We start from the raw sequence: 24,798 nt of genomic DNA, 5'->3' as shown, positions 1-24,798 counted from the left end.
GCAATAAGTTTCTCTTTTCATTATATATGACTAAAAAAGAGTGTCAACAATACATAGCTTTTCAGTCGTCTTTTTTATCTTTATCTTCCTCTTCCGGAATAACGAAATTAATTTCGCCTTCCTTAGTTAAGAAGTATTCTTTGCGTAAAATCTTTGCAATGTATTCATCATCTTCTAATTGTTTAATTTTGAGATTTAATATCTCTTGTTCTTCTTTTAGTTCTGTTAAATGCTGATTTACTTCTACCTTTTTCTTCTCTTTTATCTCTAACGTCTCGGATTGATTCGATAGCACATTTAAGAGAAAAGCAATAATGACGACTGGCACAATCGCAAAAAAGACAATACGGCGCATTTTCCGTTTCCGTGATTGCGCTTTGCGATTGATAGCTTTATCCGTGTTACGGACATAGTCATTATCAAGCTTCGTATAGTTTTGCTGTTCATCATTTGATGAATGACGTTTAGCCATGTCCGCACCTCCGAAGTTATTGTTGTCTTTTATTATACTTGATATATCGAAATTTTTTTAATAAAGTGTAGGACAAATACGAATAAATTTTGACAAAAGGCCTTACGGCAAATGCACCAATATTAACAAGTAGTTGAAAAATCTGTCGAATAAAGGCGATTATTAAACGTACAATGAACCAAAAGGGTCTCCATGTTATATTCACCAAAATCCTTGCGATGAAACGTAAAAAAGTTTGAAAAAACGTTTGATACAAAAAAATACCGGCTATTTGCGCTAGCGGGTCATAAGCCCGCCAAGCGCCATCTTTTAGCCAAAATAATAAATAATATGTCAGCCCCCCAAGTAAAATCCACGTTAATAACTCAAATAACATCATCCACTTTCGGAGGCTTGACCTTTTTGGAGTTGAAAAAACAATTAGCCTTACGCTATCAATAATAAAACCAACTGCTATACCGCTCAAAACCATGACTAATAGTTGAACAAATTGCTCACTAACAATCATCCAAATAACTTATGAAGGAAACCTTTCGAGAAGCCACTTTCCTCCTCGTCATACTGTAAGGTCTTTACAGTTCCTTCAAGTGTTAATAATCCTTTGTCTACATCTAAATGAACAATATGCAGTTCTTCTCCACGGATTAACAAATGCCCTTGGGACGTCTTGATGAAAAACTCTTCCTGATCAAAGCGTTCAATTGATTTTACAGAAGTCATGTCCATTCTTTTACGATTACGAATCGTTAAAATATGCTCACCAGATGGAATTGTGTAACGATTACTTTCTTGATGTAGCGTCATTTTTTTCCTCCTTTAGTCGTCCTAGCTTCTGTTCAATTTATGCGGACAACCTAAAAAGCATGACAACTTTATCAAAGTTGCCATACTTTTAATAAATTCCGCCCTCGGTATTGAGAGATTTAAAGTGACTAAAGTTAAGAAAAATCAATCCTCGTCGTCGATAAATTCAGGCTCAACCTTGTCAAGTCGCTCCTCTTTTAAAATTGTAAACATCTTTACAGCATCTTCTTTTTTCACCGTATCACGTAATTCTTCCACACGTGCAGTTACAATTTTTTGTCCGAAGCGAATGGCTAACTCGTCACCAGCTTTTACGCTACTACTCGCTTTAGCTACCTTACTATTAATCGTAATACGACCTTGATCGGCCACTTCTTTTGCTAATGTGCGTCGTTTAATTAATCGTGAAACCTTCAAAAATTTATCTAATCGCATTTTTTTACTCCTTTTCTAACTGCTTCGCTTCATCCCAAAAAGCGTCTAACTGTTCTAAAGTATATTCTGTAAATAGCTTACCACTTGCTTTCACTTTTTCCTCTACATAGCCAAAGCGTCTTGCAAACTTCTCATTAGCATGTAGCATGGCTTCCTCCGGTGATAGCTTATAGAAACGTGCTAAGTTAACAAGGGTAAACAATACATCCCCAAACTCATCGAGACGCGTTGCATTAGAACCATTCGTCACCTCATTGCGAAATTCCTGCCATTCCTCAGCAAACTTGTCCCAAGCACCGTTCACATCGGGCCAATCAAAGCCAACCTTCGCTGCCCGTTTTTGATAATTATAAGCCGTTTGCAAGGCAGATGACGCACGATATTCCTCATCCAACAATGGCTTTTCACTAATTCCTTTTTCTTCAGCTTTAATAGCCTCCCAATTTGCGACAACACCATCTGCATCCTCTACTGTTACATCGCCAAAGACATGTGGATGGCGACGAATCATCTTTTCACTTATCGAAGCCAAAACGTCCTCTAGTGAGAAGTAGCCCTGGTCTTCTCCAATTTGTGCATGTAAGAATACTTGTAATAAAACATCACCAAGCTCTTCAATCATCGCAAAGTCATCGGCTGCATCCACAGCAGCCAAATATTCATGAGCTTCTTCAAGTAAATATTTTTTTAGGGATTCATGTGTTTGTTTTTGATCCCAAGGACAGCCATTTGGTCCACGTAATGTTGAGATAATATCACGGAAGGTTGTCCAATCTCGCAACGCGTCCTCCTGCGATTTCACAGGTGGCACATAGACAGTTGTTAAATTATTCACCTCAACACTTTGGTCGAGCTCATAAAGTGGTACAGTCACTAACTTCTCCTGCGAAGAACCCGCTGCGGTAACAACTGTTACGGGAAATTCGTCATCATACTTCTCCATCAATGTAAGCTTCACTTCAGATGCACTGAATGTATCATATACTTGTGCAATTAAAATATGCTGACGCATGTTGATATCATTCATGGAAAAACTGGTGCCATCAAGTAACTGAAAGCCCTCAATTGGATCTATTTTTAAAGCACCAAAAATAGGATCTAAAAAACTTTGGCCGCCCTCAATGACTAAATTTACTTTATGCTCATCTGCTGCAGCAATTAGAAACTGTACCGTTTGCTCTGCTACAAGTGGATGTCCAGGAACAGCATACATTACGTCTCCAATTGTCGCTGCTTTGATAAGTTTCTCTGCAATTTCCTCATATACAGGCTGAAATGTACCATGCTTTTCATATACCGCATCAAAGCTATCAAAGTGCAAACCTTCTGCTGAAAGCGCATCTAGTACTGGATGGTCGACAGTACGAACAAATAATTGTTTTGCAGACTTCAACTTTTTATAAACACCCATTTGTAATTGCTCAAAATCACCAGCCCCAAGGCCAATTACTGTTAATGTATTCAATAAATCCACCTACTTCTTTCGATTTAACCATAGTTGGTATACCGCCATCCTTCTACCAAAAGGCAATAAATACCACTCTTTTTCCACAAAGACACGAAGCTTTGCGATGATAGTAATCATAACAAACGCACCTATACTAACTGCGCTGAGACCCGCTACCATAGCAACCAAACGCGCCGAGAAAAAACGGCTCAAAAATGTGGGCACAATTTGTAACCAGAGGACTACAACCACAGTCATACTTAGTGATGCCACACTGACCTTTTTATAAAAATCGGCAGGCGCTAATGCTATACCTGTTATTTTCTTTAAATAGAAAACAAGGGCTAGCGCCGAGAATAACAACCCTACATTATTAGCTATGGCTGCACCTAACACGCCAAGCGAACCAATAGTCAGCACATTCAACAATATTTTCATGATGAAGCCTGCAAATAAAAAGAGCGCTGGCTTTTTTAATTTGCCGTAGCCTTGCAAAATTGCAGTAAACGTTAAAATAATTGACAAAGGTACAATTTGTAGCACGTATAACATAAGTACATCTGACAGTGTATCTGTTTTAAAGAGCATCGCGTTAATATAAGGCATTACTAATAGTAAGCCTAGTGATGCCGCCCAACCAAATAATACAGACGATTTATAGGTTAGTTGAATAAACGGGATGGCACTCCGCCCTTCCCTCTTTTTGGACATATGGGCAACAAGCGGGACAATGGCCAGCGATAGCGAAGAAGCAATGACAATACCTAACTGTACTAATGGTTGTCCACGATCATATATACCCTTCGTTTCCTTTGCTACGGTCTGATCCATCCCACTATCAATTAGTAGTGAATAGATGGTAAAAGAATCTACTAGCTGATAGCCAAGTAATAACAGACTGCTCATGCTTACACTTAAGCTTAGTAGAGTGACTTCTTTCAAAACAGGTAGGCTTGCTAGTCGTTGTCGTTGCTTACCTACAGATGGTCCGAAGCGTTTTTTAAAGATAAACGCAAGTAGTAAGAAGCCAAAAAATTCACCAATGACCGTACCTGTTATCGCCATTTGTCCGGCACCGTATAATGACTTTGTCGTTGTCATCACAATAAAGGTACCTGCCAAAATTACACATACTCTTACGGTTTGCTCTAGTACTTGTGCATAAGCAATCGGCTCCATAATACCTCTTGATTGAAAGCCACCTTTTAAAATAGCCAAGGCCGGCATGACAAACACTATAAAGGAACCTGTACGTAGTAATGGTGCAAGCTTAGCATCACCCATCAAATCCGCTAGCATGTCCGCACCAACAAATAATACTGAAAAAAATACGAACGATAGCAACGTTAAATAACGAAACACTATATGCATAATGCCGCTTCTTTTCTGTGTTCTTTCTATGGGGTCTATTATACAATCATTATCTGCAAGCATCTTAGAAATGGCTACCGCGAAACCACTCGATGTCCAAACAACAAAAATAGAAATAACCGGATATACCTGTTGGTAAATATAGAAACCTTCATCGCCAACAATATTTTGAAAAGGTACACGATAAATGGCACTTAGTACTTTTACAATAAGAGCCGCAATCGTTAATAAAGCAGCACCCTTCATGTAACTTTTCATGCCAAAACGTTCCGACATAAACTATCCTCTTTCCTTCTTTAACAATGCCAATAGTATAGCATAATTCAAAAGTTTGACGCGCCCGTTTACTTCTCCATTACTATAGCTTACAACTATGTACACAAAAAAAAGTTATTGTTTCGCCTAGAAGGTATCACAATAACTTTAAGTATTCATTAATTATTCCATTTGCTTAGCTAAGAAATTTGCAGCTGTTTCAACAACTTTTACTTCTACTTCACCGACAAAATGCACTTTGGAGAGAACAATAATACAGCCAATCGGATCGCCATTGACCATTATTGGCGTTGCACAATAAGATTTTACCTGCTCATATTGTCCAGGCACAATTTCAATTGTTGTTTCCATTTTTTCAATCTTTGTAGAGCGTTCTTCCATAAAACCTTCCGCGAAGGATGTAATACGACGATTAATATACTCTTTCTTACCGATACCCGAAACTGCAATCACTTCATCTCGGTCCGTTACAAATGCTGGAGTGCCTAGTGTTTCATATAAAGTTTCTACATATTCTCTCGCAAATTCCCCTAGATCATTAATTGGAGAATATTTTTTTAAAATGACTTCTCCTTCACGGTCCGTGTAAATTTCCAACGGGTCACCCTCACGAATACGTAGCGTCCTACGAATTTCTTTCGGAATAACCACACGCCCTAAATCATCAATACGACGAACAATCCCTGTTGCTTTCATCTAAATGCCTCGCTTTCGCTACAATCAAATTTGTATTCAACAATAGTATGGATTTTAAATAAACAATCTATGCAAAAACTGAAGAAAAAGGATGTCAAAACCAACAATATTTTTCAAACCAGTTATAAATGGAAAATGAATAAGTAAAAACAAAAGGCTAAACATTATCACCCAAGATAATGTTTAGCCTTTGTTCACTGTTCTTTTTTTGCTCCGTCAATAATCTGCATCATTCCTTCTAAAATATCAAAGGATTGGTATTTTCCGCACTTACGTTCATCAATCGTTAAAATCAATTGCATGCCGTCCATGCCAAAACCAACAGCTCGCTCAAATTTCATTGACTCTGTAACAATTTTGCTACCATCGACCTTTGCTGTACCTTCTTGAGAAAATAGAATTGAGATAACCTTTTGTTTTTCCTTAACGGATATTACGCCTGCCCCTAAGCCCCAAACCTTCATACGAGCAATACGCAGTAAACGCTCTGTTTCAACCGGCAAATCTCCAAAGCGATCCTCTAGCTCCTCTATGATCTCTCCGTAATCCTCGATTTGATCCATTGCCTTAATGCGCTTATACATCTGAATTTTTTGATAGCCGTCTGGTATATAGGCATCCGGTATATAGGCATCGACAGTAAGTAAAATTTCTATCTCAGGCTTATCCTCTTTTTTCACACCTGTCTGGCGTTCTGCGATGGCCTCTTCAAGCATTTGTGAATACAAGTCGAAACCGACTGAATCAATAAAGCCATGCTGCTGTGCGCCAAGCAAGTTTCCAGCACCACGAATTGATAAATCGCGCATCGCAATCTTAAAACCTGACCCTAGCTCCGTGAATTCTTTAATGGCCTGCAACCGTTGCTCAGCCACATCTGTTAGTACCTTATCACGCTGATACATAAAATACGCATAGGCCACACGATTCGAACGCCCAACGCGACCACGCAATTGATAGAGCTGTGCTAAACCCATCCGATCAGCATCGTGCACAATAAGCGTATTCACATTAGGTATATCAACACCGGTTTCAATAATCGTTGTCGTAACAAGCACATCGTAGTCACCCTCTAAAAAGGCTAAAATCACAGATTCTAATTCCGATTCAGTCATTTTTCCATGTGCATGTCCGATACGTGCCTCAGGGACAAGCACTTGAATCTCATCGACCTTACGAGCCATATCCTCCACTCGATTGTACAAGTAGAATACTTGGCCACCACGTGCCATTTCTCGTTCAATTGCTTCACGAACTAATGCACCACTATGCTCCATGACATATGTTTGTACTGGGAAACGATTTGCAGGTGGTGTTTCAATAACCGATAAATCACGTACACCAACCATGGACATGTGCAGTGTTCTTGGTATTGGCGTTGCCGTTAACGTTAAAACATCCACATTGGTTTTCAACTGCTTAATTTTTTCTTTATGTGTAACACCAAAACGCTGCTCCTCATCCACAATAAGTAGACCGAGGTCTTGGAACGTCAAATCCTTCGATAAAATTCGATGCGTCCCAATGACAATATCGACTTGCCCTTCTTTTAACCCCTTTAGCGTTGCTGTTTGCTCTTTTTTCGTACGGAAACGAGATAATAATCCTACATTGATGGCAAAGTCTTGGAATCGTTCTCGAATGGTTTCATAATGTTGTTGAGCCAGAATAGTTGTCGGTACAAGGAAGGCAGCCTGCTTGCCGTCTTGAATGGCTTTAAATGCTGCACGGATTGCTACTTCTGTTTTACCATACCCAACGTCTCCACATACAAGTCGATCCATCGGTCGTTCGCGCTCCATATCGCGTTTCACTTCAACAATTGAACGTAGCTGATCCTCTGTTTCTTCATAAGGGAACGATGCTTCAAAATTACGCTGATCGTCATTATCAAGCGCAAAAGCATGTCCTTTTTCCGCTTCACGCTTAGCGTACAGCTTAATTAAATCATCAGCAATATCTTGAACGGCAGAGGAAACCTTTGCTTTAGCCTTTTTCCACTCTGCACCACCTAATTTATGTAGCTTCGGTTCACGGTCTTCAGATGCCACATATTTTTGGATTAGATCAATTTGCTCTACAGGTACATATAATTTATCGTCAGCGCGGTAACGAATATGCAAGTAATCCTTATGCGTACCGTTTACCTCTAGTGTCTCCACACCAATATATTTCCCTATACCATGATGTACATGTACGACATAATCGCCAGGTTTAATTTCTGTATAGCTTTTAATACGTTCTGCGTTGGTCATTTTTTGAGCACGCGTTTTTTTCTTTGCCTGTTGTTTAAATAATTCATCCTCGGTTACAATCGCCAAACGCTGTAGCGGTAATTCAAAACCACTCGACAAAACACCATCAGCAATATAAATCCCCGGCTCATTGGGTTCCCCATTTGTTGCATGGATATCGTATTCTTCTAGCACCTGCTGCACACGTTTAGCACGATCCTTATCTCTAGCGACTATCAGCACAGTAAATTTGCCCATCATCCACCGTTCAATTTCACTTTGCAACAACGCCATCTGCCCATGGAATTGCTGCATCGGTTTACAAGAAAAGTTAGTCGCTTTATTAAATGATACGCCCGCAAATGTACGTGAAAATAATGATAAAAATAGTTTCTGCTGTGAAAGCATCGCTAAAATTTCCTTTAAAGAGAAGGCTGGCTTTACATCATGCACCATCTTTCCTTCTTCAATCAGCGATAAAAACCACTCGTCCTCTTCTCGCTCCCACGCATCCATAACTTCCTGAATGCGTCCAAGTTCATCAAATAACACGATGCCATCCTGTGCAAAATAATCACCTAAGTATGTTGTTTTCTCATATAAAAGAGAACCATATTTGTTCACATAATCCGGTAGATTTCCTTGTTGTAGCAATTCAATATCGTATTGTATGTGTTGATAAAGAAGTTCTTTTGTCTCCTGTTTTTTCACCTTTTTTAAGCTAATAGCTAATGCTGCTTCTAAGCGACTTGCTAATGTCACTCTTTCTTCCTTTGTCAAAATTACCTCTGACGCTGGTAGAATACGAACCTTTTGCAATTTATCGATGGAACGCTGATCGTCCGCAGAGAATGTACGAATTGAGTCTACTTCCGTATCAAATAGCTCAATTCGAATAGGTGCTTCTAAATATGGTGGATAAATATCTAAGATTCCTCCACGCAATGCAAATTCACCTGGTGTCGTCACCATTGAATTGCGCACATAACCCATCGCCACTAGTGTTTGTAGCCATTCCTCAATGTGAATTTCCTCGCCAACAGCTGTCTGTAAATAATATCTTAGCCAATGCTCCTTGGGTGGCATCATTTTACGTAAGCCCGCTACAGGGATGATATAAACACCTTTCTCGCCCCTCGCTAAACTATCTAACGTTGCTATACGCTCAGCACGCAGTTCTGGCGATGCAACCGATAAATCTGCAGCAATAAATTCATCAGCCGGGTAATAATGCACACGTTCCTCACCCAACAAGCCAACAAGTTCGTCAACCATCTTTTGCGCCTGCAATAAATTGGGTGACACAATATAAATTGGTTTTTGTACATATTCAAACAACGCATCGATCAACACTGGACGTGCGCTCCCTGTTAACCCTGTAATTAGCTGCGATGCCGTAAGCCCGCTCTGAATTTCCTGTATAAATGATGTAATGTGTTTGTCCTGCGACACAAGCTTTCGTAAAACTTTCACAGTCAAAAGCTCCTTTCAGCGCAAAAATTCTATTTATTTATATTCGCCCTATACTATTAATCTAGTATGATTATACGCATTTTTAATTGTTTAATTATCCAATCACGCATCAGCGCTATTGTAGTTATCGCTTGCTTTTCTTCTGAAAAAACATCTGCCGCTAAACTTCATCGTATAGTTGTCGACGCATCAGATATAGAACTGCATGTGGCACAATTCACATCGTCTCAACAGGCAGACTTCTACTAACTAAAGTTAAAAACGGAAAAAGCTTTGAACGCACACATTGTGCGCCAAAGCATGTTCCTAGTTATTGTATCCATTTATTGAGTGCATGATAATCTGGATATTGTTTAAGCGAATCCTCACATTGCTCACATATGCAGTGCACAGTTGTTTGGCCATGCTGATCCTTTTCAACATAATCATCCGCCTCACCCATCTCGAAAATATGCAACTTCCGAATTGTATCATCTGCATCAAATGGTAGTGTCCCTATTTCTACTTCACAATGCCGACATCGATAGCGAACAGACATCTCCAAATCATCCTCCCTTTAAGCAACTTACTACTTAAAGTATAGACATTACCGAAAAAGATTATGCACTATCCATTACGCTATTGGTATACATACAATTACATCAGCATTGTGCTAAGACCATTCGATTTAAAAATTTATAAATCCATGCCTATCATTTCATCTTCGCCTGTAAGACATCTGTGACATCCATAGGGAGTTTAACTAAAGTTAGTTGATTTAGAGCACTCTTAGCTGTTAAAGTGGTTCATCACATCGAGAAACGGTTTTGAGAGTGATGCCTCTATGGCATTTACACTCTTGTCTATCGCCTCCCCAATGACGCCTTCCTCTTCTTTAGCAAATTTTGAAAGCACATAATCCGCTACCTTCATGCCTGTTGGAGGACGATTAACACCAATCCGTATACGATTAAATTCTTGTGTGCCTAAATGCTGAATTAATGACTTAATTCCATTATGCCCACCTGCACTACCTTTTTGGCGTAAACGTAGCTTTCCTGTTTCTAAATCTAAATCATCATAAATAACAATTAAATCTTCTACATTCATATCAAAATAATCCATGAGTGGGCCAACACATTCTCCCGATAAATTCATATATGTTAAAGGCTTAACAAGTAGAACCTTTCCCTCTGGACGATGTACGGTAGTATACATACCATTAAATTTTGAATTTGTTAAAGGTGCATCCCACTTTTGCGCTAATGCATCGATCACATCAAAACCAATATTATGTCTTGTATGCTCATAAGGTTTACCTGGATTCCCTAAACCAACGATAATTTTCATAAGTACCTCTCTTTTCAATCTAATAGTCATTATTTTACCATATTGAGCTCTAAGAAAACATTTCGTTACATTTCTTCATGAAGAAATGTAACGAAAGTTACGCTAATAAAAACAACTTCATTCATTCTCATTTTATATCCATATATATTAATCCTTATTATTTCCAAATTCGATAATTATACTTTTTTACGACAAAAATGCTATCAAGATAGTCACTCACGACCTTCTTGATAGCATTCCCTTTAAGCATACTTTTAATAGTTATTCATCGCTATTTACTATGTCTTCTTCCGCTACAGAGGCAACTGGTGCCATGACGGTTACCAATATATAATCATCTTCACTTATAATATCAAAATTTACCTGGTTACGAATATCTGCTACCGTAATAGAATCTCCGATTGCAAGTTTAGTAATATCAACCTCAACTGTTTCTGGGATTTCATTCGGTTTCACTTTTATTTTTATTTCCAAGTTTGGCTGCATTAATATGCCACCTTCACTTACACCAACAGACTCACCAACAAGCGTTATGGCTGCATCAATCTCTAATTCTTCAGACATATTAATGGCTAAAAAATCAATGTGATTTACTTCATCCTTCAAACTACATTGTTGCATTTCAGATACGACAACATTTACTCTTGTCCCATCTAACTCCATCGGAAAAACGCCATTACGTCCATTTTTTTGAACGTACTTTTTAAATTCTTTCGCAGAAATAGAAATCGGGGTTGAAACTAATTTGTAGCCGTAAATCACCGCTGGTATGGCTCCCCCTTTTCTAAGTTGGGTTAATGTCGAACGATGCCCAGCTTCGCGTTTTTTTACACTTAAGACTGTACTCATATCTATACCTTCCCCTTCCAAGAAAAATTAGCCTAAGCAAAGATGTAGTTGTTTAACGCATGTATAAACAGTAGACATCTGCTATCGGCTCTAACAATAGTTACATCTATATTCTAACAGTAACGTAACTATAATTAGTAATAATTACTAGTATACCCTTTAGTAAAGATTTTCACACATAACAGGCATACAAAAAGGACAAATCCACTAAAAAATGCGGATTTGTCCTTAAATTGTCACAAATTATGCTAAGTTCACTACACGTTTAGGCCATTTAACTAGTCATTAATCCACAAAATCTGATTACATGCAGTTAATGATTTACTAATAACTAAATCTGATTAATCGAATAACGTACTTACTGATTTATTTTCGTATACGCGAGAAATTGCATCTGCCATTAATTTAGCTACTGAAAGCTCTGTGATTTTTGGAGATTTTTTCTCATCAGAAAGCTGAATTGTATTTGTTACAACTAGTTCTTTAATAGCTGAGTTTTCGATACGCTCGATAGCTGGACCTGATAGTACTGGGTGAGAGCAGCAAGCATAAACTTCTTTTGCGCCTGCAGCACGTAATGCATCTGCACCGATCGTAATTGTACCTGCAGTATCGATAATATCATCAATCAAGATTGCCACTTTACCATCAACATTCCCCACAATGTTCATTACTTCTGCAACATTTGGTTTTGGACGGCGCTTATCAATAATTGCAATTGGTGCTTTTAAGCGTTCTGCCATTTTACGAGCACGTGTTACACCACCATGGTCAGGAGAAACTATGACGATTTCTTCCGTAGGAATACCTTTTGATTTGAAGTAATCAGAAAGTAAAGGTACTGCCATTAAGTGGTCGATTAAAATATCGAAGAACCCTTGGATTTGTGGTGCGTGTAAATCTAATACGATGACACGCGTTGCACCAGCCGTTTCAAGTAAGTTTGCCACTAATTTAGCTGTAATTGGCTCACGTGCTTTTGCTTTACGGTCTTGACGAGCATAACCATAGTAAGGCATTACAACGTTAACTGTACGAGCAGATGCACGTTTAACCGCATCTACCATTATTAAAAGCTCCATTAAATGTTCGTTTACAGGTGCAGAAGTAGACTGCACGATAAACACGTCACAACCACGAATACTTTCTTCAATACTAATTTGAACCTCTCCATCGCTGAAGTGTTTCACAGAAGATTTACCTAATTCTACACCCATTTCCTGCGCAATTTCTTGAGCAAGTGGATTGTTAGAGTTAAGTGAGAATATTTTTAATTGTGAGTTTGCATATTGATACGGCATGATGGCCTCCTGTATAGTTGATAATTATTTTGAATTTAATTTGCTTACATAATTCGGTTTGTTTTCTTGTCTTGCACGGGCGATTGCCAATGCATCTTCAGGAACTTCTTTTGTAATTGTAGATCCCGCTGCAATAAATGAACCTTTACCAACCTTTACTGGTGCAACTAGATTAGTATTACATCCTACAAATACATCATCTTCAATAATTGTTTGGAACTTATTCTTCCCATCATAATTCACTGTAATGGAACCACAGCCAACATTGACGTTACTTCCTATTTCAGCATCACCAATATAGCTTAAATGCGATACTTTCGTGTCATTCCCTAACTTGCTTTTCTTCACTTCTACAAAGTTACCTATTTTCACGTGGCTACCAATATCTGAAAGTGGTCGAATATTTGCAAACGGTCCAATAGCCGTGTCTTCTGCTATAGCGCTTTCACGCACTACAGATGAATGCACAGAAGTACGGTCGCCAACACGGCTATCTATGATTTGCGTGTTTGGTCCAATAATACAATCTTCACCAATAACAGTAACGCCTTCAATCATAGAACCTGGTTGAATAACAGTATCACAGCCAATAACTGCATCTGGGCTAATATACGTAGCCTCTGGATTAATGATTGTTACACCGTTTCGCATATGACGCTCATTAATACGCGCACGCATTAACGTCTCTGCTTGTGACAACGCAACACGGTCATTAACCCCTAATGTTTCTTCAAAATCTTCCGTTACAAATGCTTCGACGATGTCACCTTGTTTTTGTAAAAGTTCAATCACATCAGGTAAATAGTACTCTCCCTGAACGTTATCATTTTTCACATGTTTTAAAGTCTCAAATAACATTTTGTTATCGAAGCAATATGTGCCAGTATTAATTTCCTTCACAAGTTGTTGCGCTGCAGTAGCATCCTTTTGCTCAACAATTTGCTTCACTTGTCCATTGTCGCCACGTAAAATGCGACCATAGCCTGTTGGATTTTCAGCAACAGCTGTTAAAATTGTCGCCTTGGCATTTTTAGCTTGGTGATGTTCGAACAAAGCCTTCATTGTTTCAGGGCGAATAAGTGGTGTATCACCACATACAACTAAAGTTGTGCCTTCTTCATTACCTAGAACAGCCTGTGCCTGTTGAACAGCATGTGCTGTACCCAACTGTTCAGCTTGTAAAACATACTCGCTTTTTTCACCAAGTTGGTGCTGCACTTTTTCTGCACCATGTCCAACAACTGTCACGATGCGATTAACACCTAAATATTGAATGTGATCCACTACATGTTGTACCATGGGCTTCCCACATACTGGATGTAGTACTTTATATAATTTGGACTTCATACGTGTACCTTGACCTGCAGCCAAAATGACAGCAAAAATGTTGCTCATCTGTAAGTCCTCCAATACGCTCATTTTCTCTTATGACTATATAGCAAAATTCAACTCATTTCAAGGCATGTAGACTTGACAAATCGATGAATTCCTAATTCAATCACGCCTTATGCTCGAATGTTATTATGTATGCCTTAAATTTGCACTTTTTTATTTTTTCATAAAATAAAAAGAACCCCTCATTCCGAAGAGTTCTTAATAACTATCACCAAAACTATAGTAAATTAGAAATAAATCTTTAAGCTGGCATTAATTCTCTTTTTGCTACACACCAATTCCTTCTAATTCTTCCGCCTCTTCAGCTTCGTTAGAATTGTGATACGCATGTAAAATAATATCTTGAATTTTATTTCGTGTAGTAGAATTGATGGGATGTGCAATATCTCTAAATTCTCCATCTGGTGTACGTTTACTAGGCATAGCGACGAATAGACCTGTATTACCATCAATTACACGAATATCATGTACCACAAACTCATTGTCGAGTGTAATGGAAGCAATCGCACGCATGCGGCCATCCGTTTGTACACGACGTAATCTTACATCAGTAACTTCCATTTTCTCACCACCTCTCTTCTTAGATGCCTAAATGAAAATATCATATTCTGCATTACCGAATATTTTCCTTTTTATAGTCTACCAAATTTTCTAAAAAATTTGAATACTTCATCTCTAATTCTTTATAATATTTTCTCTAATTTGCGGAAAGTTTGACAATTGTTTGTCAACTATTCTTCTCTTTAGTAAAAAAACCCTTTGAAAGAGCTTGCTATTCTTTCAAAGGGTTTTCTATATTTTTACTTTACAATGGCAATAACTTCAATTTCTACTTTTACGTCCTTTGGTAAACGTGCGACTTCTACTGCTGAGCGCGCAGGCTTATGTTGTCCAAAATGACTAGCATATACTTCGTTCATCTCAACAAAATCATTCATATCTTTCATAAAGACTGTCGTTTTCACTACATTGTTTAGTGATGAGCCCGCAGCTTCTAATACTGCCTTAAGGTTAGCAAATACTTGGTGCGTTTGAGCGACAATGTCACCGTCTACTAATTCACCAGATGCAGTTAGCGGAATTTGACCTGAACTATAAAACATGCCATTCACGATCATTCCTTGCGCGTATGGTCCGATTGCTGCTGGTGCATTCGTTGTTGCTACTTCATTCATTTGTCATTTCTCCCTTTTTGAAAAGTAATTACCTTCACTTAATGCAATTGTACGATCTTTTTCATTAACTTCATGAAGCTTTACAAGTGAGTAATAATCATCTACTAACGTTTCGTCTGCATGCTCTGCTTCGACAAGCACCGCAATGCCTGCTAACTGACAGTCAAACTCCTCTAATAGATTTTTCATGCCATTCATCGTACCACCGACTTTCATAAAGTCATCGGTGATAAGCACGCGCTGCCCACTCTTCATGCTTCTTTTTGATAATACCATTGTCTGAATTCTTCTGGAAGAACCAGATACGTAGTTTATACTAACGGTAGAACCTTCAGTTACCTTACTATCTCTTCTCACAACAACAACAGGTACATTCAAATGTCTCGCAATAGCATGGGCAATTGAAATTCCTTTTGTTGCTACGGTCATAATAACGTCGATTTGTTGGTCAGCAAATGCAGATGCAAACACCTTTCCTACCCGATTAATTAAATCCGGATTACCAAGTAAATCTGTCATAAATAAATAACCACCTGGCAATAACCGATCTGAATGTTCTAGCTCTGCCTTTAAATCCTGTGTGACTAATCGAACTTCTGCTTCGGACATTTTAGGAATATACTTTACTCCCCCTGCAGCGCCCGGCACTGTCATCAATAACCCGATTCCTTTTTCTTCGAAAGTTTCTTTTACAATCGTTAAATCTTCACTAATCGAAGACTTTGCAGATTGATATAGTTCTGAAAAATAAGTTAGCGGGATCAGCTGATGTGGATGTTCTAGTAAATAGTACGTCATATCAACTAGTCGTTCACTACGTTTCCATTTCATGCGACCCTCTCCTAAACACGAATATTTATAGGTAAAATTAACACAATTATGCGTTTTTAAGCAAGCGTATTTCGCTCTCCTAAAATGCGCACAGCATAAACTTCCTCGCAAAAACCTCGTAAGCCATTATAAATACGGCTCACTCGAGCTTCACTATCCACTAGACCAAACACCGTAGGACCGCTTCCGCTCATTAATGTCGCATCCGCCCCAAAACGCTTCATCTGTTCTTTTAACATCACAACCTCTGGATGTAAATCAAATGTTACAGTTTCCAAAACATTTCCTAATGATGCACAAAGCAACTCATAATCTTCTGTTTCAATGGCTTGAATCATTTGCTTAGTATTTGGGTGCGATAAGCCTTCAACCTTTAACCCACCGTATACTTCTGCTGTTGATACACCTATTTTCGGCTTGGCTAGCACTACCCAACAGTTTGGGGGTGCAGGCAATTCTTGAATTTTTTCCCCACGTCCGGTTGCTAGTGCTGTGCCCCCGTATACACAAAATGAAACATCTGAACCGATTTTAGCGCCTAGTTCGGCCAACTCATCTATTGATAAATCCAAATTCCATAGCTCATTTAAGCCCTTTAATGTAGCCGCTGCATCGCTACTACCGCCTGCAAGCCCTGCTGCAATAGGTATTTCTTTTTCAATTGTAATGGATACACCTTGCCCAATGCCGTATGTATCTTTAATAAGACGCGCTGCCTGATAAGCAAAATTACGGTGGTCATTTGGCACAAAATTATCAGTTGAGATAATTTCAATTACACCATCTTCTCGAGACTCTAAGCTAATGCGATCTGCCAAATCGACAGTCGTCATAACCATCTCTACTTCGTGATAATTATCCGGTCTTTTATATAGCACATCTAATGTTAAATTAATTTTCGCAGGCGCCTTTACATAAAGCATCTTACTTCCTCCCTCATAACAACAGCACGTATCAATTTCGCCTTGGCGTGATTACGTCCAGATTTTGAATTGTGCATGCACAATTCAAAATCCGTGACATCCGCGTTCACTTTTCGCGCAAGATTATTCATTTTATTTTACCATAATGAGAAAACGAAAACTGAAAAAAAGAACCGTTTACCTTCTACGGCTTAACGGTTCTCTTTCGTCAGTTGTTTTGTTGTGTTGGCAGAGGTTTTAAATCCTTTGCCGTTGAATGAAGTAAAATTGATAAATAGTCTATTCTATTATAAATAAACTACTTATTACGCTCTTGCTCACTACTTGCTCGTTCTGCCATTTCAATGGCACGTTTAACCATATTACCCGCATCTCGAGCTTTTATGCCGCCCCAGCCTTCTCTTTCCACAACATCATAAAATCCAAGTTCTTTGGCAATCTCTTCTTTTAATCGAGGTGACATGATACCTTTTCTAGGCATATAAACTCCTCCTTTTACAACTGACGAATTTAGTATGTCCCATAAAACGAAAAACACTCATGCAGTTTTAACATGCATGAGTGCTTCAAAATATAGAAATAAGTACTAGAAACTATTTTGCGACAGCAGCCTGAGCTTCGTCTAAAAATGTAATCTCTACTGCTTCAGTTAAAATATCTGTGTAGCTATACGATACGCGCTTGCACGTATTGTCTTCTTGATCAAGTTCGACTACAAAGATTGCACGATATGTTTCACGCAATATCCCCGCACACTCGACCGTTTTCTTGCGACCACCGTTTGCTTTCAACTGCAAACGTTTACCCAAATGACAATCCAACGACTTTTTAATGTCCGCTAAAGTTTTTGGCATTTTCGCTTACACCTCACTAATAAATATTATAAGCGATACGCCCAAAAATGTCAACAAAATATAATATTTTATCAGCCAACAATAAATGTTGTCAACTTATTTTTTATAAAAAACTATATTTTTTTTCATACTTCATGAAAATGTTAACAAAATTTATTACTTTGCAAACGTTGGATACAAGCAGTCGGCTAATTTCCCAAACTCAAAAATGGAAAGTGTTTCTCCTCGACGTGTAGGTTCAATATCTGCAGCCGCTAAAGCTTCTAATATTTTTTCTTTATGCGCCTTGCCGTTCGGTAAACCTGACTGTAAGTTATTGAAGATTGTTTTACGACGCTGTACGAATGATGCACGTGTGACTACAAACAGAAAATCCTCATTCAGAACTTTTACTGGTGGTTCATCATGTTTAATAAGGCGGATAACGGCAGAATCTACATTAGGCTGTGGCATAAATACAGTTTTCGGTACTGTCATCGCAATTTCAGCCTTCACATAATATTGGATTGCAATCGACAACGAGCCATATTCCTTCGTTCCTGGCTTTGCTGTTATACGATCTGCAACTTCCTTTTGCATCATCACAACAAAGCCTCGGATTGGTAGACGGTCATTTAATAATTTCAGTAAAATCGGTGTTGTAACGTAATAAGGTAAATTAGCCACGACCATAATATCTTCAATACCGGGCATTTCCTCTTCAATTACTTTTGCTACATCTGCCTTTAAAATATCTGAGTGAATAATCGATACATTATTATATGGACTTAATGTATCCTCTAGTACTGGTAATAAACGCTGATCGATTTCAAACGAAACGACTTTTTTTGCGCTCCGTGCTAAATGCTCTGTTAATGCGCCAATACCAGGTCCCACTTCAATAGCACCACTGTTTTCGGTTAAGTTTGCATGACTAACAATATTTCGTAAAATGTTTGGGTCAATTAAAAAGTTTTGACCTAAGCTCTTTTTAAATGAAAATCCGTATTTCTTTAAAATTTCCTGTGTTCGAATCGGCGTTGCAATATCCTTATGCATTATTTTCCTCCTGATCTAACTGTGCGACAGCCGCACCAAATTGCTCTTCTGTTATTTGAAACATTTTTAATCTTTTATGAAGTTGTTTACCGTTTGTTGCGCCGATATTCAATATTTCCCCTAGACGATCACGACGTGCTTTTGCTCGTGGATGGCCAATTAAACTTGCTGTCATTAAATCTTCAAGTGTGATATCATCGGCGATTTGATTTTCACTATTTGGGGTATAGACTAGCAGTAACGCCTCACGAATATCTTCATCTGCGGCATGCTCAATCCCTAAACCTTTACCGTTTTTCGCGATTGTTTTTGCTTTTGGCAAAAATGCATGTTTCACGCCCTCTACACGCTGCTCGATAATAGCACGAATTCGACGTCCTGGATAATCTGGGTCTGTAAAAACAATAACACCACGTTTATCCTGTGCATGTTGAATACGCTTTAGTGTCTCCTCTGAAATAGCAGACCCATTCGTTTCTATTGTATCTGCTTGAACAGCTCGTTTTATTGCTGTCGTATCATCTTTTCCTTCAACAACGATGATTTCTTGAATTTGCAAAAAAAGCTCCTCTTTTCTACCTTATCTTCAGACCATTTTACAACTGCCCTGTAGGATTGTACAGAAATACTCGGCTCTTTGTTTTTTTACGTAAAAAAGCTTTCCTGCCAGTCAATACAGGAAAGCCAATGCTTAGTGAATAACGTTTGATATATTTTACAATTTTTTTAATTTAATACTTTAATGCGCACTTTCTTACGCCCCCATTTACGAGCCTGGGCATCTGATTGTACCAGTATATCGATCTTATTACCCTTAATTGAGCCGCCAGTATCCCCAGCAATCGCTGTTCCATAACCTTCAACCCATACTTTTGAGCCAAGCTTAATAACAGATGGATCTACTGCAATTACTTTCAGGCCAGAGTCCGAACGTAAATTGATGCCTGTAGCAGATGTCCCCGAACAACCTTTACAATAAGGCGTATAAGCTGTTGCAGTTACATAAAATTCTTTCCCACTAGCGGGCTCCGTTGAACCACGTGATACAGTCGTTGCACTCGCTACAAGCTTCTTAGTTCCCACTGAAACCACTTTCTTAGTGGGCTCTTTTATTACTTTTTCAGATTGTAGATTTTTCGCCACAACCTTGCCATTTTCCTTCACGACTTCATACGTTCGAGAAATTGAACCTTTCTCGCCCGCTGTTACTACCTTCTCTTTTCCCTTTTGCAAAGAAGCGTCTTGCTTCTTTTCAACTGCGAAATCTAAAGAGTCTTCCACTACATCGATAACCTTTTCTACGCGAACTATTGCGATTTTACTCTCTGGAGTGATAACGTCCTCCAGGTTATTCTCGACACGATCGAATTCATTTAACTGAACTCCCTGTTGTTTTAAAAAGTTAGCGACCGTAGTCGAAGTGGACCAAACTTGTCTGTTCTCTAAGCCATCGACAAGCGCTACCTGAAACGCTTTTTGAATATCGATTTTGTTATCTGCTCCTACTTCTGTATCCAAACCTTGAACTAATGCGTCATGCTCTGATACTTCGATATTGGCATCCTTCAAAATGTTCTTCACTAGTTTTTCAGTTGTCCAAACTTTTGACTGATTTCCGTCAACTGAAATGGTTACTTCTTTTGCCTGTTCCCATGTAATTGCTATTCCGTTAACAATTTTGGTGTTCAGAGAGGGTGATATTTTGTCATGCGCTGCTACATCTATATTTTGATTTTGTAAAAATTCTTCTACAGTTTTGGCATGCGTTGCTACTTCAATTGCTTCTCCGTTAGCGTCAAGCGTTACGGTTTTTTTGGTACCTTGATAAAGTACGAATGATATTACAGTTACAAACAAGATAAGTGTTGTAATTCTTATCATTGTTTGCTTACTCCTCAATGATCCTAAGAACAAGTTTTTCATGGATTTATTTGACATGAAAAAACGCCTCCTTAATACAAAGTTGGATTATACGGACTAGATTTAGCACTGTCAACCCAAATGTAATTCAAAAAAAATGACTGTGCTTTTTTAAGCCCACCACAAATCCAGTATTGGAGGCGTCTCAGCTAGTTAATCGTTAATCCCAAAAAATTTTTTCGCATTGGCTGTAGTTTCCCTCGCTACATCCTCAATTGGTAACTCTTTTAAACGGGCAATTTCTTCTGCAACTAATGGCACTAATGCTGGCTCATTACGTTTCCCACGATATGGATGTGGGGCTAAATATGGGGCGTCTGTTTCAATCATCAGATGCTTTAAAGGTATCTCTGTTGCGACTTCCTTTGGCATCCGGGCATTTTTGAAAGTCACCGGCCCCCCAAGACTAATCATAAAATTCATAGCAATACATTCGCGTGCAGTTTCTACACTGCCACTATAACAATGCATAACGCCTCCTACAGAAGCAGCATTCTCTTCACGTAAAATTTGTACAACATCACTTGTAGCGTCTCTGTTATGAATAACAATCGGTAATTTTACTTTTTGCGCTAAATGAATTTGTTTGCGGAATAGTGCTTGCTGAACATCCTTTGGCGATTTATCCCAATAATAGTCCAAACCAGTTTCACCAATACCAACCACTTTAGGATGTGCTGCTAAGTTTTCAATCCACTTCAAATCCTCTTCGGTACAATCGATCGCGTCAACCGGATGCCAACCGATAACACCATAAATAAAATCATGTTGTTCAATTAGTTCCATTGTTTTCTCGATAGTTTTACGGTCGAAACCAACAACAACCATAGTCTCAACCTTAGCTTCAAGTGCTCTACTAATTACTTCTTGTAAGTCTTCTTCATACTGATCTGCATTCAAATGTACATGTGTATCGATAAACATTGTCATTCTCCTAACATTGATTTTATTAAAAAATATTATTTCATATTTTGCGTAAACATTACAAATGCGTTACAAACAATTTGTCTTTATGACATTTCACACAACTGCTATTAGGCTTTTCGTTACTATATACCCACCAATCTCCGTTAAATAATACGAAAGAATTATTTTGAAATAACAAATTGAATATTTTTAAGACAGATTGGAAAGGCCTGCTGAATTTTTTTCCATTCAGCAGGCCTTTCATGAATTTTTTACTTAACTTTTGCACCATTTTCAAGTTTTGGATCAACTGTTGCTAACTTTAAAATCCCATCTTTTTCACCAGCTAGGATCATTCCTTGCGATAATTGACCACGTAATTTAACTGGTTTTAAGTTTGTTACCACGATAACTTTTTGACCAATTAACTCCTCTGCCGAATAGAACTTAGCAATTCCCGAAACTACTTGACGTTGCTCGTATCCAAGGTCTACTTGGAGCTTTAATAATTTGTCTGCTTTCGGTATAGATTCACATGCAGTAACCGTCGCTACTCGGAAATCTATTTTCATAAAATCATCTATGGTGATTTCTGGAATTACTGGAATCTCCTCAGATGCAAGCTCTGCTTTTGGTTCTTCGACTTGAGGGGTTTTCACAGAGCCACGCATTTCCTCACGTATATAGGCGATTTCGATTTCACTATCTAAACGAGGGAAAATAGGAATACCTTTATCTGCCACTTTAATGTTTGCTGGAATAGTATTGCCGAATGTTTCAATTGTTTCCCATGCTAAGAATTTGTTATCTAAACCGAGTTGGTCAATAATGCGTATCGGTGTAGATGTCATAAATGGTTGTAACATGACAGCAATTTGGTGTAAGCTTTCTGCTAAATTTCGCATAACGGACCCTAGTTTCGGCTTGTCTGATTCCTCTTTCGCTAATACCCATGGTTGTGTTTCATCAATATACTTATTAGTACGTGAAACTAGCGTCCATAAGTCTGCTAATACGACACTAAACTGCATTTTTTCCATACTTTCTTCATATTTAATACGAACAGATTCTGCTTGCGCTTTTAATGCTGTATCAAATTCTGTCGGTTGTAGATTTTCAGCAGGAATAATGCCGTCGAAATATTTGTTAATCATTGAAATTGTACGGTTTAATAAATTGCCCAAATCATTAGCCAAGTCGAAGTTTGTACGTTCAACGAATGACTCTGGTGAAAATACTCCATCAGAACCAAATGGTAGTTCGCGTAATAAGAAATAACGTGTAGCATCTAACCCATAGCGCTCTATTAGCATTTCAGGATAAACAACATTTCCTTTTGATTTAGACATTTTTCCATCTTTCATCATGATGAAACCATGTGCAAACACTTTTTTTGGTAAAGGTAAATCCAGAGCCATTAAGAAAATTGGCCAATAGATTGTATGGAAGCGCACGATATCTTTTCCTACAACATGTACATCTGCAGACCAATATTTGTTAAACAATGTTTCATCGTCCGAAAGATAGCCTAAAGATGTAATATAGTTTGTTAACGCATCTACCCATACATAAATAACATGCTTAGGATCACCAGGTACTTTAATGCCCCAATCAAATGAAGTTCTTGAAACAGATAAATCTTCTAGCCCTGGTTTAATAAAGTTGTTGATCATTTCATTTTTACGAGATTCCGGTTCAATGAATTCAGGGTTTTCTCCATAATAAGCTAATAGACGATCTGCGTATTTCTTCATATTAAAGAAATACGATTCTTCTTTTACTTTGTGAACAGGACGTCCACAGTCTGGGCAGTTACCTTCTACTAATTGTGTCTCCGTAAAGAATGATTCACAAGGTGTACAGTACCACCCTTCGTATTCGCCTTTATAGATGTCGCCATTATCCAAAAACTTTTGGAAAATCTTTTCGACAGCTTTCGTATGACGCTCCTCAGTAGTCTGGATGAAATCATCATAAGAGATGTCCATCAAAGACCATAGCTCTTTCGCAGTATCTGCAATCTCATTTACATATTCTTGAGGATGTTTTCCCGCCTCAGCAGCTTTTTCTTGAATCTTTTGACCATGTTCATCCATCCCAGTTAAAAAGCGTACATCATATCCACGTAATCGTTTGTAACGAGCAATAGTATCAGAAGCTACTGTTGTATACGCGGTACCAATATGAAATTTTCCACTTGGATAGTAAATTGGGGTTGTTATATAGAATGTTTTGTTTTGTTCGCTCACGAGTACTGCCTCCATTGTTTCACAATATACTATCTATTCTAACGAAGTACGAAATTCGTTTCAATGAAAGATTATTGATTGCGAAAATTGTCGAATAATATATAAATCCATTTAATGTATTTTAAAGGAAGCTTTTTTACTATAAATTTAAATCTATAATAAAAACCTTTTAAAAAAACCAATATATCTGTTTTCTTCTCAGAAATTTTTACACTTAGAAAATTAATGCTGTATTAATTAATTGACGTTTATGGCATTACTTGGTATGATAACTATCAGACAAGGAAATAATGTCGAAATTTGACGAAACACCAATATAACTTTTAATTTTCAGGAGGAAAAAAATTATGAAATCAACAGGAATCGTTCGTAAAGTCGATGAATTAGGTCGTGTAGTAATTCCTATCGAACTTCGCCGTACATTAGGTATTGCTGAAAAGGACGCTTTAGAAATCTATGTCGATGATGACAAAATTATCTTAAAGAAATATATGCCTAATATGACTTGTGCTGTTACTGGTGAAGTTTCTGATGATAACTTCCGTCTAGTTGGAGGCAAATTAATTTTAAGTCCAGAAGGCGCAGAAATGTTAATGAATGAAATTCAAAATAACTTAAAAAAATAATCACTTTCCTACACCTAAATCGACAACGGGGATTTAGGTGTTTTTTTATTATTTGCTATAAATTGCTTTTTTATATGAGAAATTTAATTATTTCTCATTGGAAATATCTCAACATTGACTCATACTGTCCATGTCAGACTTCCCTTCCTTAAGAGTACCCTTTTTTAAAATTATTATCAATTTAGAATTTAGAC

General features: G+C 38.0%; 25 protein-coding genes. 1 reads left to right on the top strand and 24 read right to left on the bottom strand.

All coding sequences use genetic code 11. The features are described from left to right. Positions 1 to 61: 61 nt before the first annotated feature. The 24 genes from H131_RS00320 to metG form a co-directional block, all read right to left on the bottom strand. Positions 62 to 472 (bottom strand): FtsB family cell division protein, encoded by a 411-nt coding sequence (locus H131_RS00320; RefSeq protein WP_010857038.1) that lies wholly within the window; start codon positions 470 to 472, stop codon positions 62 to 64. Positions 473 to 488: 16 nt separating this feature from the next. Further along, positions 489 to 980 (bottom strand): spore cortex biosynthesis protein YabQ, encoded by a 492-nt coding sequence (gene yabQ, locus H131_RS00315; protein ID WP_010857037.1) that lies wholly within the window; start codon positions 978 to 980, stop codon positions 489 to 491. Beyond that, positions 977 to 1,276 carry a sporulation protein YabP gene (gene yabP / locus H131_RS00310; protein WP_004229167.1) on the bottom strand — a complete coding sequence of 100 codons (300 nt, stop codon included), beginning with the start codon at positions 1,274 to 1,276 and terminating at the stop codon, positions 977 to 979. The genes yabQ and yabP overlap by 4 nt, the downstream gene beginning before the upstream one ends. A 144-nt stretch (positions 1,277 to 1,420) precedes the next feature. After that, a complete protein-coding gene (locus H131_RS00305; RefSeq protein WP_010857036.1) occupies positions 1,421 to 1,711 on the bottom strand; it encodes an RNA-binding S4 domain-containing protein in 291 nt (96 codons plus the stop codon). Between the two features lie 4 nt (positions 1,712 to 1,715). Beyond that, the gene (gene yabN / locus H131_RS00300; protein ID WP_010857035.1) at positions 1,716 to 3,176 is read right to left on the bottom strand and encodes a bifunctional methyltransferase/pyrophosphohydrolase YabN; all 1,461 of its coding nucleotides are present in this window, start codon (positions 3,174 to 3,176) and stop codon (positions 1,716 to 1,718) included. A 9-nt stretch (positions 3,177 to 3,185) separates the two neighbouring features. Further along, positions 3,186 to 4,805 (bottom strand): putative polysaccharide biosynthesis protein, encoded by a 1,620-nt coding sequence (locus H131_RS00295; RefSeq protein WP_010857034.1) that lies wholly within the window; start codon positions 4,803 to 4,805, stop codon positions 3,186 to 3,188. Between the two features lie 162 nt (positions 4,806 to 4,967). Next, the gene (gene spoVT, locus H131_RS00290; RefSeq protein ID WP_010857033.1) at positions 4,968 to 5,501 is read right to left on the bottom strand and encodes a stage V sporulation protein T; all 534 of its coding nucleotides are present in this window, start codon (positions 5,499 to 5,501) and stop codon (positions 4,968 to 4,970) included. Positions 5,502 to 5,695: 194 nt separating this feature from the next. Beyond that, positions 5,696 to 9,208 (bottom strand): transcription-repair coupling factor, encoded by a 3,513-nt coding sequence (gene mfd, locus H131_RS00285; RefSeq protein ID WP_010857032.1) that lies wholly within the window; start codon positions 9,206 to 9,208, stop codon positions 5,696 to 5,698. Between the two features lie 310 nt (positions 9,209 to 9,518). Beyond that, positions 9,519 to 9,746 (bottom strand): anti-sigma-F factor Fin, encoded by a 228-nt coding sequence (locus H131_RS00280; RefSeq protein ID WP_010857031.1) that lies wholly within the window; start codon positions 9,744 to 9,746, stop codon positions 9,519 to 9,521. 230 nt (positions 9,747 to 9,976) lie between these two features. Continuing rightward, entirely contained in the window at positions 9,977 to 10,537 is a 561-nt protein-coding gene (gene pth, locus H131_RS00275) for an aminoacyl-tRNA hydrolase (RefSeq protein ID WP_010857030.1), read from the bottom strand. Positions 10,538 to 10,798: 261 nt separating this feature from the next. Next, the gene (locus H131_RS00270) at positions 10,799 to 11,386 is read right to left on the bottom strand and encodes a 50S ribosomal protein L25/general stress protein Ctc (protein ID WP_010857029.1); all 588 of its coding nucleotides are present in this window, start codon (positions 11,384 to 11,386) and stop codon (positions 10,799 to 10,801) included. Between the two features lie 341 nt (positions 11,387 to 11,727). Then, a complete protein-coding gene (locus H131_RS00265) occupies positions 11,728 to 12,687 on the bottom strand; it encodes a ribose-phosphate diphosphokinase (protein ID WP_010857028.1) in 960 nt (319 codons plus the stop codon). A 24-nt stretch (positions 12,688 to 12,711) separates the two neighbouring features. Beyond that, positions 12,712 to 14,082 carry a bifunctional UDP-N-acetylglucosamine diphosphorylase/glucosamine-1-phosphate N-acetyltransferase GlmU gene (gene glmU, locus H131_RS00260; protein ID WP_010857027.1) on the bottom strand — a complete coding sequence of 457 codons (1,371 nt, stop codon included), beginning with the start codon at positions 14,080 to 14,082 and terminating at the stop codon, positions 12,712 to 12,714. A 267-nt stretch (positions 14,083 to 14,349) separates the two neighbouring features. Then, positions 14,350 to 14,643 carry a septation regulator SpoVG gene (spoVG, locus tag H131_RS00255; protein ID WP_010857026.1) on the bottom strand — a complete coding sequence of 98 codons (294 nt, stop codon included), beginning with the start codon at positions 14,641 to 14,643 and terminating at the stop codon, positions 14,350 to 14,352. Positions 14,644 to 14,882: 239 nt separating this feature from the next. Next, positions 14,883 to 15,257, bottom strand: coding sequence for a RidA family protein (locus H131_RS00250; protein WP_010857025.1), 375 nt, complete (start codon positions 15,255 to 15,257; stop codon positions 14,883 to 14,885). A 3-nt stretch (positions 15,258 to 15,260) separates the two neighbouring features. Then, positions 15,261 to 16,088 carry a pur operon repressor gene (gene purR / locus H131_RS00245; RefSeq protein ID WP_010857024.1) on the bottom strand — a complete coding sequence of 276 codons (828 nt, stop codon included), beginning with the start codon at positions 16,086 to 16,088 and terminating at the stop codon, positions 15,261 to 15,263. A gap of 56 nt (positions 16,089 to 16,144) precedes the next feature. Continuing rightward, positions 16,145 to 17,011, bottom strand: coding sequence for a 4-(cytidine 5'-diphospho)-2-C-methyl-D-erythritol kinase (ispE, locus tag H131_RS00240; protein WP_010857023.1), 867 nt, complete (start codon positions 17,009 to 17,011; stop codon positions 16,145 to 16,147). Between the two features lie 298 nt (positions 17,012 to 17,309). After that, entirely contained in the window at positions 17,310 to 17,492 is a 183-nt protein-coding gene (locus H131_RS00235; RefSeq protein ID WP_010857022.1) for a small, acid-soluble spore protein, alpha/beta type, read from the bottom strand. 112 nt (positions 17,493 to 17,604) lie between these two features. Next, entirely contained in the window at positions 17,605 to 17,865 is a 261-nt protein-coding gene (gene veg / locus H131_RS00230) for a biofilm formation stimulator Veg (protein ID WP_010857021.1), read from the bottom strand. A gap of 156 nt (positions 17,866 to 18,021) precedes the next feature. Beyond that, positions 18,022 to 18,903 carry a 16S rRNA (adenine(1518)-N(6)/adenine(1519)-N(6))-dimethyltransferase RsmA gene (gene rsmA, locus H131_RS00225; protein WP_010857020.1) on the bottom strand — a complete coding sequence of 294 codons (882 nt, stop codon included), beginning with the start codon at positions 18,901 to 18,903 and terminating at the stop codon, positions 18,022 to 18,024. After that, complete coding sequence (rnmV, locus tag H131_RS00220; RefSeq protein WP_010857019.1) at positions 18,896 to 19,462, bottom strand: ribonuclease M5; 567 nt, start codon at positions 19,460 to 19,462, stop codon at positions 18,896 to 18,898. Before rnmV ends, rsmA begins: the two co-directional genes overlap by 8 nt. 167 nt (positions 19,463 to 19,629) lie before the next feature. Then, positions 19,630 to 20,841, bottom strand: coding sequence for a G5 and 3D domain-containing protein (locus H131_RS00215; RefSeq protein ID WP_010857018.1), 1,212 nt, complete (start codon positions 20,839 to 20,841; stop codon positions 19,630 to 19,632). A gap of 135 nt (positions 20,842 to 20,976) precedes the next feature. Continuing rightward, positions 20,977 to 21,747: a TatD family hydrolase gene (locus tag H131_RS00210; RefSeq protein ID WP_010857017.1), complete on the bottom strand. Its 771-nt coding sequence runs from the start codon at positions 21,745 to 21,747 to the stop codon at positions 20,977 to 20,979. A 254-nt stretch (positions 21,748 to 22,001) separates the two neighbouring features. Then, complete coding sequence (gene metG, locus H131_RS00205) at positions 22,002 to 23,978, bottom strand: methionine--tRNA ligase (RefSeq protein WP_010857016.1); 1,977 nt, start codon at positions 23,976 to 23,978, stop codon at positions 22,002 to 22,004. A 347-nt stretch (positions 23,979 to 24,325) separates the two neighbouring features. On the opposite strand from metG, the gene H131_RS00200 reads away from it, so the two are divergent. Then, complete coding sequence (locus tag H131_RS00200) at positions 24,326 to 24,604, top strand: AbrB/MazE/SpoVT family DNA-binding domain-containing protein (RefSeq protein ID WP_010857015.1); 279 nt, start codon at positions 24,326 to 24,328, stop codon at positions 24,602 to 24,604. Positions 24,605 to 24,798: the final 194 nt, after the last annotated feature.

The organism is Lysinibacillus sphaericus OT4b.31 (assembly GCF_000392615.1).
GTDB classification, from domain to species: domain Bacteria; phylum Bacillota; class Bacilli; order Bacillales_A; family Planococcaceae; genus Lysinibacillus; species Lysinibacillus sphaericus_B.
The sequence above is the reverse complement of the archived record's forward strand: the minus strand, read 5'-3'. Positions and strand labels throughout refer to the sequence as shown.